This is a genomic window from Faecousia sp., from assembly GCF_048519415.1.
Lineage (GTDB): Bacteria > Bacillota > Clostridia > Oscillospirales > Oscillospiraceae > JAZOXB01.
The window spans coordinates 1-10,687 of sequence record NZ_DBFZUT010000054.1 but is presented as its reverse complement, the minus strand read 5'-3'; the positions used below and the strand labels follow the sequence as shown (position 1 = coordinate 10,687).

At 61.9% G+C, this 10,687-nt stretch carries 13 protein-coding genes and 1 rRNA gene; 8 read left to right on the top strand and 6 right to left on the bottom strand.

The genetic code is table 11. The features are described 5' to 3' along the window. The 3 genes from ACMKFF_RS05830 to ACMKFF_RS05820 form a co-directional block, all read right to left on the bottom strand. Positions 1-453, bottom strand: a 16S ribosomal RNA gene (locus ACMKFF_RS05830); the annotation flags it as partial. A 321-nt stretch (positions 454-774) separates the two neighbouring features. Next, positions 775-1,572, bottom strand: a complete 798-nt coding sequence (locus ACMKFF_RS05825; RefSeq protein WP_419496355.1) for an S-layer homology domain-containing protein — start codon at positions 1,570-1,572, stop codon at positions 775-777. Between the two features lie 51 nt (positions 1,573-1,623). Next, a complete protein-coding gene (locus ACMKFF_RS05820; protein ID WP_419496354.1) occupies positions 1,624-2,055 on the bottom strand; it encodes a DUF1893 domain-containing protein in 432 nt (143 codons plus the stop codon). Between the two features lie 135 nt (positions 2,056-2,190). On the opposite strand from ACMKFF_RS05820, the gene ACMKFF_RS05815 reads away from it, so the two are divergent. After that, entirely contained in the window at positions 2,191-2,505 is a 315-nt protein-coding gene (locus ACMKFF_RS05815) for a hypothetical protein (protein ID WP_419496353.1), read from the top strand. A gap of 149 nt (positions 2,506-2,654) precedes the next feature. Here ACMKFF_RS05815 and ACMKFF_RS05810 read toward each other — a convergent pair whose 3' ends face one another. Then, a complete protein-coding gene (locus ACMKFF_RS05810; protein WP_419496352.1) occupies positions 2,655-3,137 on the bottom strand; it encodes a MogA/MoaB family molybdenum cofactor biosynthesis protein in 483 nt (160 codons plus the stop codon). Then, positions 3,134-3,913: an IclR family transcriptional regulator gene (locus ACMKFF_RS05805; protein WP_022018723.1), complete on the bottom strand. Its 780-nt coding sequence runs from the start codon at positions 3,911-3,913 to the stop codon at positions 3,134-3,136. Before ACMKFF_RS05805 ends, ACMKFF_RS05810 begins: the two co-directional genes overlap by 4 nt. A 159-nt stretch (positions 3,914-4,072) precedes the next feature. Between ACMKFF_RS05805 and moaA the strand changes: the two genes are divergently transcribed. From moaA to ACMKFF_RS05770, 7 genes are all read left to right on the top strand, one after another. Next, entirely contained in the window at positions 4,073-5,020 is a 948-nt protein-coding gene (gene moaA, locus ACMKFF_RS05800; protein WP_419496351.1) for a GTP 3',8-cyclase MoaA, read from the top strand. A gap of 2 nt (positions 5,021-5,022) precedes the next feature. Beyond that, on the top strand, positions 5,023-5,493 hold the full coding sequence (gene moaC, locus ACMKFF_RS05795) for a cyclic pyranopterin monophosphate synthase MoaC (protein WP_022018721.1): 471 nt from the start codon (positions 5,023-5,025) through the stop codon (positions 5,491-5,493). Between the two features lie 4 nt (positions 5,494-5,497). Beyond that, a complete protein-coding gene (locus ACMKFF_RS05790; protein ID WP_419496350.1) occupies positions 5,498-5,932 on the top strand; it encodes an MOSC domain-containing protein in 435 nt (144 codons plus the stop codon). Further along, positions 5,929-6,948: a molybdopterin-binding protein gene (locus tag ACMKFF_RS05785; protein WP_419496349.1), complete on the top strand. Its 1,020-nt coding sequence runs from the start codon at positions 5,929-5,931 to the stop codon at positions 6,946-6,948. The genes ACMKFF_RS05790 and ACMKFF_RS05785 overlap by 4 nt, the downstream gene beginning before the upstream one ends. 93 nt (positions 6,949-7,041) lie before the next feature. Then, positions 7,042-7,899, top strand: a complete 858-nt coding sequence (gene modA, locus ACMKFF_RS05780) for a molybdate ABC transporter substrate-binding protein (protein WP_419496348.1) — start codon at positions 7,042-7,044, stop codon at positions 7,897-7,899. Between the two features lie 453 nt (positions 7,900-8,352). Continuing rightward, positions 8,353-9,045 (top strand): molybdate ABC transporter permease subunit, encoded by a 693-nt coding sequence (modB, locus tag ACMKFF_RS05775; RefSeq protein ID WP_419496347.1) that lies wholly within the window; start codon positions 8,353-8,355, stop codon positions 9,043-9,045. Then, positions 9,042-10,067, top strand: coding sequence for a sulfate/molybdate ABC transporter ATP-binding protein (locus ACMKFF_RS05770; RefSeq protein ID WP_419496346.1), 1,026 nt, complete (start codon positions 9,042-9,044; stop codon positions 10,065-10,067). The genes modB and ACMKFF_RS05770 overlap by 4 nt, the downstream gene beginning before the upstream one ends. A 107-nt stretch (positions 10,068-10,174) precedes the next feature. On the opposite strand, the gene ACMKFF_RS05765 is transcribed toward ACMKFF_RS05770, so the two are convergent. Continuing rightward, complete coding sequence (locus tag ACMKFF_RS05765) at positions 10,175-10,564, bottom strand: response regulator transcription factor (protein ID WP_418507119.1); 390 nt, start codon at positions 10,562-10,564, stop codon at positions 10,175-10,177. Positions 10,565-10,687: the final 123 nt, after the last annotated feature.

Genomic DNA, 10,687 nt, shown 5'->3' with positions numbered 1-10,687 from the left:
AAAAGAAGTTTACAACCCGAAAGCCTTCTTCCTTCACGCGGCGTTGCTGGGTCAGGCTTGCGCCCATTGCCCAATATTCCCCACTGCTGCCTCCCGTAGGAGTCTGGGCCGTATCTCAGTCCCAATGTGGCCGGTCAACCTCTCAGTCCGGCTACTGATCGTCGCCTTGGTGGGCCGTTACCTCACCAACCAGCTAATCAGACGCGAGGCCATCTTTCAGCGATAAATCTTTGACGTCTCAGGGATGCCCCCAATACGTATCATGCGGTATTAGCAGTCGTTTCCAACTGTTGTCCCCCTCTGAAAGGCAGGTTCCTCACGCGTTACTCACCCGTCCGCCACTGTCCTCTGCTTCACTTGGACGAATCCTCGATCCACAGATTCTCGTTCGACTTGCATGTGTTAAGCACGCCGCCAGCGTTCGTCCTGAGCCAGGATCAAACTCTCAATAAAATGGTATCTAAACAGCTCTCGCTGTTCAAACCTTTATCGAGCTATTTGTCATAGCTTGCAAAACTTTTTATCCTTGCCCCTCCGTGTAATTGACTAAACCACTTCAGAGCAAGCTCGATGTCTTTTCAGACACCTCATATCTGGTGCTTCTTTGTTCTTCGTTGTTTAATTTACAAGGTACACGCTCCAACCGCGGAACATGTGATAGATTACCACGGGTTTTGCGGTTTGTCAACAGGTTTCGACGATTTCACCCATCTCGTTTCCCGCAGCAAATCGCTTCTATTATTAGCCGCACTTATACCACCCTTCTGCAACGCTTCACGCCGCCTCGCCGGACGCGCCGATCAGCTGGTCGTAGCGCATCAGCAGCAGCGCGATCTGCGCGCGGGAGACCGCCTGCGTCGGGTACCAGACGCACTCATCCTCCGCGATGAGGCCCTTTTCCCACGCCCATCGCACCGCGCTCAGGTTCGTCTCGCTGACCTTCGGCGCGTAGGGATAGTCCTCCAGAGACGCATTGGACTCTGGGCTGCCCGCCAGACGGTGCAGCACGGCAAGCACCTCCTCGCACGAGCAGTACGCCTCCACGCCGAAGCTGTCCGTGCTCTCCGGCTTGATGTAGCCGTTGGTATCCGCCCAGTTCACGCAGTCATAATACCACTCGCCGCTTGACACATCGCCGTAGGTATGGCGCGGCGCAGCGACCGGCTCGCCGCCGGCAAACCGATAGAGGATCATGGCAAGCTGCGCGCGGGTCATGCCATAGTTCGGGCGGAAAAGGCTCAGCCCGCCGCCGACGTCCGTGCCGCTCATCAGGCCGTTCGTCACAACATAATTTACCGCCGGAACATACCAGTCGTTGATCGTAATATCCGAAAAGACATACACGGTCTTCTCACCGTTCTGCTCGACCTCGAGCTGCATAGCGCCGCTCTCCGTCTCCGTCACCACGCCGAGCTTCAGCTCCGCGGGCAGCTCCGCCTTGCCGCTCTGCTGCGCAAAGCCCTGGCCGTCCGCCGGATCGTTCTGTTGGTCTTTCTTCCCGCCGCAGCGCGTCACGACCAAAACGATCAGCACCACGAGCAGCAGCAGGATCACAAGTAATTTCTTTCGCATAGGCGTCTCCTGTTCCTCGGTTTCTTTCGTAAGCTTAGCAGGTAAATGTGTCTATTTCTTTGCCATCATCTCGGAAATTCTCCGTTCCAGCGCCGCCTTGGCCTCGCACGGATCGGAGATGTCCCATACCGCGCTCTCCATCGGGCAGAAGCCCGTGTCCGTGCGGTTGCGGATGGCCAGCACGACCGCGTCCGCGATCGCCTCGATGCCGTGGGCGCGCAGCGTTTCCCGCGCGGGGACGCTCATAAGCGGCGCGTAGACCGTCCGAACGCCCAGCAATACATACAAAAAAGCCGCCGCCTTGCCGACGATGCGGTCTGCCGCCGACGCGCCGGAGAGGTCCGTTCCCTCGTTCAGCCAGCGCATCAGCGGGCGGATGCCGTGCTCCTCGGAGGCAAAGCTCTCCCCCGCCCGGCAGGCAGCGCAGGTGTATTCCTCATTATTTTCAAGCAGCGCCTTCGCCTGCTCCAGGTCCTTATTCATAAGGGTGCTCCTTTTTTAGAAATCTTTTTTATCATACCCGAGCGCAAAAGGGATGTCAAGTTTTTGTGCCCTGCTTGCTTTTTCGCCGCGTCCGCGGTATACTGGACGCAATTTCAGAAAAAAGGCGGAACGAACATGGCACGAAACACGAATCGCATCCACGACTGGCGCAAGCTCAAATGGCCCTTCTGCGTCACCTTTTCATACTATGCGCTCCTCTGTCTCTACACCGGCTCGGCTGAAGCGTCCGAAGCCGGCTTCCTCGCCGTTCTCATCATCGCGCTGCTCATCGACGCGGTCGCCTACGCCTGCTACCTGTTCTTTCTCAGCAAGGCAGAGGAGAATATGGGCAAGCTCTGGTTCGCCTTCATCCTCGCCTATGTCCTCGCAAGCTCCGATAAGCTCGCCATCGTCTGGCAGATGCTCGCCGCCAACGCCGGCACACATTGAATCTCCCCCACCTGTATTTTCAACCGTCGATAAAAAGCGCAGGCCCGCGGGTCTGCGCTTTCTTTTTATAGCCGCAGTCACAGTACGAATCGCCGGAGGCAAGGGCGTATTCGCGCACGAAGTCCGTCACGCCGTCTGCGGACGGCGGCTCAGCCGTGACCCTCGGCGGCGATCATGTGCAGGGCGTGTTCCAGCGCGCTGAGCACGGCAGCGAGATTTTCGCGCGCCGCCTTTTCCGAGCCCGGCAGATTGACGATAAGGCTGCTGCCGCGCGTACCGGCGACGGCGCGGGAGAGCATGGCGTTGGGCGTGACCTTCAGCCCCTCCACCCACATGGCCACGGGAATGGCGCGGATCTCCCGCTCCAGCACGTCGGCAGTCGCCTCCGGCGTGACGTCACGGGGGGAAAGCCCTGTGCCGCCGGTGGTCAGGATGAGATCGATCCTTTTCTCGTCGGCGCAGGCGCGGAGCAGCGCGCTGATCTGCCCGCGCTCGTCCGGCACAATGGCCGTGTGAACGACGGTGAAGCCCGCGTCCTCCAGCATGGCGCGGACGGCGGGGCCGCTGGTGTCCTGCCGAAGCCCCCGGCTGCCAAGGTCGCTGACGGTGATGACGGATGCTGTGTAGCTCATAGCGTTTCCTCCTGCTTTCGATAGCCCAATGCGGTCGAGATCATGGAAGCCGTGACGCAGACCTGCTCCACGGCGGCGTGGAATTCCTCGGAATGTGGGCTGCGGAACATACCGATCACGCCCACGGCGTAGGCCGCCTTGCCCTCCACGGTGTAGACCGGCGCGGAGACAGAGCGCAGGCCGATCTTGTACTCGCCGTTTTCGATGGCGTAGCCGTTCGCGCGGCAGGTCTCGATCTCCCGCATCAGGGCGGACGGGTCGGTGACGGTGTGCGGCGTGAACTGCGTCATGGGCTGCGCGCGCAGCAGCGCCTCGGCGCCCGCGCGGGACATATTCGCCAGAAACACCTTGCCCTGCGACGTGCAGTAGAGGGGCAGGCGGGAGCCGACGTCGGACACGATGTGCAGCCCGCCGCGCGTTTCCGCCTGATCGAGCGTGACGACGCTGCCGCCCTCGCACACGGAGAGCACGACGGAGGCTCCCGTCTGCTGGCAGAGATGCTCCATGTAGGGCCGCGCCACAAGGGAAATATCCCACGAACGCTCGACCTGGCGGCCGTATTCAAACAGGCGCAGCCCGAGCGAATACTTTCCGTCGGGCGTCTGCGTGACCACGTCATACGTCCGCATGGTGGTCAGAAGGCCGAACACGGTACTCTTCGGATAGCCGCACTGCGCCGACAGCTCCTTGAGCGACAGCGGCTTTTTCGACCGGCTCAGAAGCTGCAGCAGCTCCATCGCCTTCGCGACCGACAATATGATATTTCCATCCACCACGGCGCACGCCCCCTTTTACCGTCAGCATAGCGCCCGCGTGATATTTTGTCAAGAATAATCCGATAATACCAATCGAAAATCCGATAATATCGCACGTTCGATTTGAAATGACCGGGATGAAAATGCTACAATGGGTGCAAACGAAAGGATCGGCGCCCTATGGAAGATACATTTGGCAGGAATATCCGTTATCTGCGGCTGTCGGTGACGGAGCTTTGCGACCTTCGCTGCCGCTACTGCATGGCGGAGGAGGGCGTCTGCAAGCGCGGACACGAGGAGCTGTGCTCCTTTGAGGAGCTGCGGGACTTCACGGCGGCCGCCGCGGCGCTCGGCGTGACGAAGCTCCGCGTGACCGGCGGCGAGCCGCTGGTCCGGCGCGGGATCGTAGAGCTGTGCGCCATGCTGCGCGCAGTTCCCGGGATCGAGGAGCTTTGCCTGACCACGAACGGCACGCGGCTGGAACAGCTGGCCGCGCCGCTGAAGGCAGCCGGCGTGGACCGGCTGAACATCAGTCTTGATACGCTCCGACCGGAGCGCTACCGCGAGATCACGCGCACAGGTAAGCTGGAAAACGTGCTGCGCGGCATCGAGGCGGCGGAGCGCGCGGGCTTTGAGAACATCAAGCTCAACTGCGTGCTGCTCGGCGGCATGAATGACGATGAGATCGGCGACTTTGTTCGCCTGACGGCGAAAAAGCCGTGGCAGGTGCGGTTCATCGAGCTGATGCCGATGGGCGTGTGCGCGGCGTGGCCGCCGGAGCGCTTTCTGCCCGCGCAGGAGGTCCTCTCCCGCGTGCCGGAGCTGCGTCCCGCAGGCCGCAGCGGCGTCGCGCAGCTGTACCTCCTGCCGGGAGCGGCAGGGACGGTCGGACTGATCGAGCCGATGAGCTGCGCCTTCTGCGCGGACTGCACAAGAATACGCATCACGGCGGACGGGAAGCTCAAGCCCTGCCTGCACTCGGACGCGGAGCTCGCGCTGCGCGGTCTTTCCAGCGCGGAGCTGGAAGCGGCCATCCGCCGGGGCATCCTGATGAAGCTGGCACGGCACCGCATGGACGAGACCGGCGTCACAGAGACGCACCGCGGGATGTTTGCGATCGGAGGATGAAGATGGAGCTGACGCATTTTAACGAACAGGGCCGCGCCCGCATGGTGGACGTGAGCGAAAAGGCGCAGACCTATCGCGTGGCGCGCGCCGCCGCGACGGTCCGCATGGCAAAGGCGACGATGGACAGGATCCGCGAGGGCTCCATCGGCAAGGGCGATGTGCTGGCGGTCGCGCAGGTCGCGGGCATCATGGCGGCGAAGAAGAACAGTGAGCTGATCCCGATGTGCCACCCGTTGCTGCTCACGAAGGTGGACATCTCATTTGAAATGGAAGAAGCCGCCCTGCACATCCGCAGCGAGGTCCGCTGCCATGGCGAGACAGGCGTTGAAATGGAAGCGCTGACGGCGGTGAGCGTCGCGGCGCTGACCGTGTACGATATGTGCAAGGCCGTACAGCGCGATATGCGCATCGACGGCATCCGCCTCCTTTATAAGGAAGGCGGAAAGAGCGGCGTTTATGAAGCGGAGGAATGAAGAAATGGCACAGGTGACCGCAGTCAACATCAGCGAAAAAAAAGGGGTGCGCAAGCACGAGGTCCCCTATATCGACCTGAAGCTCCGTCACGGCATCGTGGGCGACGCCCACGCGGGCGACTGGCACCGCCAGATCAGCCTGTTGGCTGAGGAGAGCGTGGACACGATGCGCGCCGTCTGCCCCATCGCGCTGGACTCAGGCATCTTCGCCGAGAACATCAACACCCGCGGCATCGAGCTCAGAACGCTCCCTGTCGGCACACGCCTGCGCGTGGGCGAGACGGAGCTTGAGGTCACGCAGATCGGCAAGCAGTGTCACAACGACTGCGAGATCAAGCGCGCGACCGGCAAATGCGTGATGCCGACCGAGGGCATTTTTGCCGTCGTGGTCAAAGAGGGCCGCGTGCAGGCCGGAGACGAGATTGAGGTGCTGAAATGAAGCTCATTCGAACCGAGGACGCGGTGGGTCATGTCCTCTGCCACGACATGACGCAGATCATCAAGGACAAGTATAAGGACGCGCGTTTCCGCAAGGGCCACGTCGTGACGGAGGAGGACATCCCCGTGCTGCTGAGCATGGGCAAGGAGCACCTCTACGTCTGGGAGATGACGCTCGGCATGGTGCATGAAAACGACGCGGCGGAGCGTCTGCTCACCCTCTGTGGGCAGGAGAATATGCTCCGCAGCGAGGTCAAGGAGGGCAAGATCGAGCTGAAGGCCGCCTGCGACGGCGTGTTTCTGGTCGATTCCCAACGGCTCATCGCCGTGAACAGTCAAGACGAGGTGATGATCGCCACACGCAAGGGCGGCACGGCGGTGCGCGCGGGCGACAAGCTCGCGGGGATGCGCGTCATCCCGCTCATCATCGCCGAGGAAAAGCTCCAAAAGGCCGAGCGGGCCGCGGGCGGCGAGCCTCTGCTTGCGCTCAAGCCCTATGTGCGTAAGACCGCCTGCATCGTCGCCACCGGCGGCGAGGTGAAAAAGGGTCTCATTCAGGATACCTTCACGCCGGTCGTGATCGACAAGCTCAGGACCTACGGCATCGAAACGCTCGAGGTCGTCTACTCCGGCGACGGCGTGGAGAATGTGCGTGACGCGGTGCTTGCGATGCGTGAAAGGAAGCCCGATATGATCCTCTGCACCGGCGGCATGAGCGTCGATCCCGACGACAACACGCCCGGCGGCATCAGGGCTGCGGGCGCGGACATTGTCTGTTACGGCGCGCCGGTGCTGCCCGGCGCCATGTTCCTGCTCGGCTATTTTGACGACGGTACGCCCGTCATGGGTCTTCCCGGCTGCGTGATGTACGCGGGCGCGACGGTCTTTGATCTAGTGCTGCCGAAGGTCGCGGCGGACGTTCCCGTCACGCGCGCCGATATCGCCGCCATGGGCGAGGGCGGGCTGTGCCTTGGCTGCAAGCCGTGCCGGTATCCGGTCTGTCCGTTCGGAAAATAAATCCTTCGCGCCTGCGGGCGCGAAGCTTTGACCATTCATTATCTTTCACGAAGGATAACGATAGAGAACTATTTTGAAAGGAAAAAGAAACCCATGAAAAAGCTCGTATCTCTGCTCCTCGCGCTCTCCCTCGCGCTCGCGCTGACCGCCTGCGGCCAGAAGGACACGGCCCCCGACACCACCCAGACCGACGATCCCCAGACCGAGCAGGCCGAGCCGGTCGAGCTGATCGTGTTCGCCGCCGCCTCCATGACGGAGACTCTGACCGAGATCGCGGAGCTTTACAAGACCGCCGCGCCCGAGGTCACCATCACCTACAACTTCGATTCCTCCGGCAAGCTGCTCACCCAGATCAAGGAAGGCGCAGACTGCGACCTGTTTATCTCCGCCGCTCCCAAGCAGATGAACGCGCTCGACGGCAGCCTCATCGGCAACACGGAGAAAAATCCCGACGGGCTTGACAGGATCGTGACCGGCAGCCGCATCGACCTGCTCGAGAACAAGGTCACGCTTGCCGTTCCCGAGGGCAACCCCAAGGGCATAGAGAGCTTTGACCAGCTTGCCGAGCTGCTCAAGGGGGGAGATGTGATGCTGGCCATCGGCAACAGTGACGTGCCCGTGGGCCAGTACACCTTGAAGATCTTCAACTACTACGGCATTGACGAGACCGCCGTCGCGGATAAGCTGACCTACGGCAACAATGTCAAGGAGGTCACCTCTCAGGTGAGCGAGGCTGCCGCCGACTGCGGCATCATCTACGCCACCGACGCCTTCTCCGCCGGTCTGACGGTCGCGGACAGCGCCACCGCCGAGATGTGCGGTCAGGTCATCTATCCCGCCGCCGTGCTCAAGGGGGACAAGGAGGACGCCGCGCGCGCCTTCCTCGCCTATCTCCAGACCGATGCCGCTATGACCGTATTCGAGTCCGTCGGCTTCAGCCCCGCGATCTGATCGGTTTGCAATTCGTACCGCCTGCGCAGCAGCGGCCGAGCGGAAAGAGAAGCACGCCAAATCGTTCCGAAGAAAGACGCCCGCATACGATCCCCAAAAGGTAAGCTGAATTTCGCAGTTCGGGGGTCATGGGGCAGCGCCCCTTGCGTTTCTTGGGGGATCCAAAGGGGGCCATTCTTACGCTAAGAATGGCCCTCTTTGAAATCGCCGCCGCTGGCGGCTGCATCGGAGGTCACCTATGGATTTGTTTCCCTTATGGAACTCGCTGCGCATCGCGGCGATCATCCCATTGGGCTGCCGCCCAACGGGAGCCCTGAATCTCTCCCTGCCCGGCCGAAAATAAATTCTGTCCGCGCCAAGGTTTTGCCTGCGGCAAAACGCTTGTACGCCGCACTCGCGGCGTATGTGGAGCTCGCCTGAGTCTCTGCAACGTCTGAACATCGGAGGTCACCTATGGACTGGTATCCTTTATGGAACTCGCTGCGCATCGCGGCGATCTCCACCGGCATCATCTTCTTCGCCGGCATCTTTGCCGCGTACTATATCGCCAAACTCCCGCGGCTCATCAAGGGCGTGCTCGATGTGGTGCTCACGCTGCCGCTCGTGCTGCCGCCGACGGTCGTTGGCTATCTGCTGCTGCGCGTGCTGGGGCCCAAGCGCGTCATCGGCGCATGGGTGCTCGAGACCTTCGGCGTCAAGCTGGTCATGACCTGGTGGTCCGCCATCTTCGCCACCACGGTCGTCATCTTCCCGCTGATGTACCGCACGGTGCGCGGAGCCTTTGAGGCCTTTGACGAGACGCTGGCCTACTCCGGCCAGACGCTCGGGCTCTCCAACGCCTACATTTTCTGGCGTATTCGGATGCCCTGCTGCCGGCAGGGCGTGCTGGCGGGCACGGTGCTCGCCTTCGCCCGCGCGCTCGGCGAATACGGCGCGACGAGCATGATCGCGGGCTACACGCCCGGCAGGACGGCGACCATCTCCACCACCGTCTATCAGCTCTGGCAGACGAACAACGACGCGCTCGCCTACAAGTGGGTCGCCGTGAACATCGTGATCTCCGCCATCGTGCTGCTGACGGTCAATATGCTTGAACGCCGCAGCCTTCTGCGCGGCGCGAGCCGTGCGAGGAGGGCGAAGGCATGAGCCTGTATGTTGATATTGAAAAACGCCTTGGCGCGTTCCGTCTGCAATCGAAATTCGAGGTAGCGGACGAAACGCTGGCGCTGCTCGGGGCCTCCGGCTGCGGCAAGAGCGTGACGCTCAAGTGCATCGCCGGCATCATGACGCCTGACCGCGGCAGGATCGTGCTCAACGGCCGCGTGCTCTTTGACAGCGAAAAGAGGACCGACCTCACGCCGCAGCAGCGCCGGGTCGGCTATCTCTTCCAGCAGTACGCGCTCTTTCCCAACATGACCGTTGAGCAGAACATTCTCTGCGGCATCCGCGCGGGGAGCCGGTCGGAAAAGCGCGCGCTGGCCGCGGAAAAGCTCCGGATGTTCCGGCTGGAGGGGCTGGAGAAAAAGTATCCCGCGCAGCTCTCCGGCGGGCAGCAGCAGCGCGTCGCGCTCGCCCGCATCCTCTGCTCCGAGCCGCAGGCGATCCTGCTCGACGAGCCCTTCTCCGCGCTCGACAGCTACCTCAAGTGGAACCTCGAGCTGGAGCTCTCCGACCTGCTCGCGGGCTTTCGCGGCCCGATCCTCTGGGTCAGCCACGACCCGGGGGAATGCTGCCGCAACTGCCAAAAGGTCTGCGTGATGGAAAACGGCGTTTCCTCTTCCGTAACGGACATGGAAACGCTGGTGCGCCATCCCGCCACGCAGAGCGCGGCCCAGCTGACCGGCTGCCGCAATTTCCTGCCGGCGCACCGCTGCGAGGGCGGCATCCGCCTTGACGGCTGGGACATTCTTCTGCCGCTGCACGCCGTGGGCGAGCGCGCCACCGTCGCCGTTCCCGACGGCGCGATCACCGTGGAGGGCGGGACCCATACGGCGCGCGTCAGCCGTGTCATCCGTGATCTGAACGCCACCGCAGTTGTGCTGCGTGCGGCGGAAGCGCCCGACGTGCCGCCTCTGTGCGTCGTCCTGCCCGAGGGAGTCCGGGCAGCAGAGGGAGACACGCTCTCCTTTTCGCTCCTCGCGGACCGGTGCCGGCTGTGGGAGGAATGACCGCTGCGCCGGGATAAAAAGCTGCCGCGCCCCAATCGAAAAAGCAGACAAGAGCCGCTGCATCGCAGCGGCTCTTGCTTTTTTCATTTCATCGCGCTTCGACCGCGTCAATGCTTCGTCGGAGGAGCATGCTTCAGCAGCTCCTGGATCTTCTCGATCATGGCCTGTGACGAAAACGGCTTCGGGAACACATAGGACGCGCCGAGCTCGGTCGCGTCCCGCACGATCTTCTGCGTCGGCAGGACCGTCATAAGGATCGTCGAGAGCCGATGCCCACGCTCCCGCAGCTGCCGGAGAACATGAAGGCCGCCCTTATGCGGCAGCATATCGTCCAGCAGAAGGATGTGCGGCTTGTGGCATTGAATCGTCTCCATCACCTCATGCTCCTCCCGCGCGTGGAGCACGTGAAAGCCTCCGTGCTCGTGCAGGGACTCCAACAGCAGCGTACTGAAGCCCTCATTGTCATCTGAGAGTAAAATCCTTTTCCGATGCGGCATTTCTGTCCGCCCCCTCCAATTTGATTTGATTTTACACAACTGACCTTGTATAAAATAACGCGATCGGAGCAATTTTTCAATTCCCTTTATAAATCTTAACGCGATCTTTGCTCCAGCCCGCGC

What these genes read in the sequence shown, in the direction of transcription:
- ACMKFF_RS05825 (WP_419496355.1), bottom strand. Translation starts at nt 1,572, where the DNA reads ATGCGAAAGAAATTACTTGTGATCCTGCTGCTGCTCGTGGTGCTGATC.
- ACMKFF_RS05820 (WP_419496354.1), bottom strand. Translation starts at nt 2,055, where the DNA reads ATGAATAAGGACCTGGAGCAGGCGAAGGCGCTGCTTGAAAATAATGAG.
- ACMKFF_RS05815 (WP_419496353.1), top strand. Translation starts at nt 2,191, where the DNA reads ATGGCACGAAACACGAATCGCATCCACGACTGGCGCAAGCTCAAATGG.
- ACMKFF_RS05810 (WP_419496352.1), bottom strand. Translation starts at nt 3,137, where the DNA reads ATGAGCTACACAGCATCCGTCATCACCGTCAGCGACCTTGGCAGCCGG.
- moaA (WP_419496351.1), top strand. Translation starts at nt 4,073, where the DNA reads ATGGAAGATACATTTGGCAGGAATATCCGTTATCTGCGGCTGTCGGTG.
- moaC (WP_022018721.1), top strand. Translation starts at nt 5,023, where the DNA reads ATGGAGCTGACGCATTTTAACGAACAGGGCCGCGCCCGCATGGTGGAC.
- ACMKFF_RS05790 (WP_419496350.1), top strand. Translation starts at nt 5,498, where the DNA reads ATGGCACAGGTGACCGCAGTCAACATCAGCGAAAAAAAAGGGGTGCGC.
- ACMKFF_RS05785 (WP_419496349.1), top strand. Translation starts at nt 5,929, where the DNA reads ATGAAGCTCATTCGAACCGAGGACGCGGTGGGTCATGTCCTCTGCCAC.
- modA (WP_419496348.1), top strand. Translation starts at nt 7,042, where the DNA reads ATGAAAAAGCTCGTATCTCTGCTCCTCGCGCTCTCCCTCGCGCTCGCG.
- modB (WP_419496347.1), top strand. Translation starts at nt 8,353, where the DNA reads ATGGACTGGTATCCTTTATGGAACTCGCTGCGCATCGCGGCGATCTCC.
- ACMKFF_RS05770 (WP_419496346.1), top strand. Translation starts at nt 9,042, where the DNA reads ATGAGCCTGTATGTTGATATTGAAAAACGCCTTGGCGCGTTCCGTCTG.
- ACMKFF_RS05765 (WP_418507119.1), bottom strand. Translation starts at nt 10,564, where the DNA reads ATGCCGCATCGGAAAAGGATTTTACTCTCAGATGACAATGAGGGCTTC.